Source organism: Arhodomonas sp. KWT (assembly GCF_010993615.1).
On sequence record NZ_WNXE01000754.1, the window covers coordinates 1 to 815 of the forward strand.

At 66.3% G+C, this 815-nt stretch carries 1 protein-coding gene; it reads right to left on the reverse strand.

Going from position 1 to position 815, the window contains the following annotated elements; all coding sequences use genetic code 11:
* Positions 1–638 (reverse strand): MBL fold metallo-hydrolase (locus tag G7A99_RS22185; RefSeq protein ID WP_163144162.1); only part of this gene is annotated, 638 nt, incomplete at its 3' end.
* Positions 639–815 lie beyond the last annotated feature (177 nt).

Below are 815 nucleotides of genomic sequence, written 5' to 3' on the forward strand. Positions count from 1 at the left end.
TCCCGGCCCGGGGCCTTGTAGTCGTGGCACATGAACAGCCGGGTCTCGCCGGGCAGCGAGAGCACGCGGCGAATGGAGCGGTAGAGCTGGCGGGCGTCGCCGCCGGGGAAGTCCGCACGGGCGGTGCCGTAGTCGGGCATGAACAGGGTGTCGCCCACGAAGGCGGCGTCGCCGATGGCGTAGGTCATGCACGCGGGGGTGTGTCCCGGGGTGTGCAGGGCGCGGGCCTCGATTCCGCCGATGCGGAACGTCTCCTCGTCGGCGAAGAGGTGGTCGAACTGGCTGCCGTCGCGGGCGAACGCGGCCTCGACGTTGAAGAGGTCGCCGAAGACGTTCTGCACCGTCGTAATGTTGGCGCCGATGCCGATGGCACCGCCGAGCCGTTCCCGGAGGTAGGGGGCGGCGGTGAGGTGATCGGCGTGGACGTGGGTCTCCAGGATCCAGGCCGCGCGCAGGTCGTTCTCCTGGACGAACGCGACGATGCGATCGGCGCTGTCGTGGCTGGTGCGCCCGGAGTTGGGGGCGTAGTCGAGCACGGAGTCCACGATGGCGCATTCGCGGCTCGCCGGGTCGGCGACCACGTAGCTCACCGTGAACGTCTCCTCGTCGAAGAAGGCGGTGACGTCGGGCTGGCTCATCACGGGATACTCCTCTGTCCGGATGGTCCGATGCGGGACCCATAGGAGAGCTATAGGTCCGTCCGGGGGATAAGTCAATAAATGGTTATATATATATAATTAAATGAGATATAAGGCGGCCGATGTCCGTTCGGTGTCGGGCTCCGGGCGGCAGATCTCGTGGCGCAGAACGGCGAT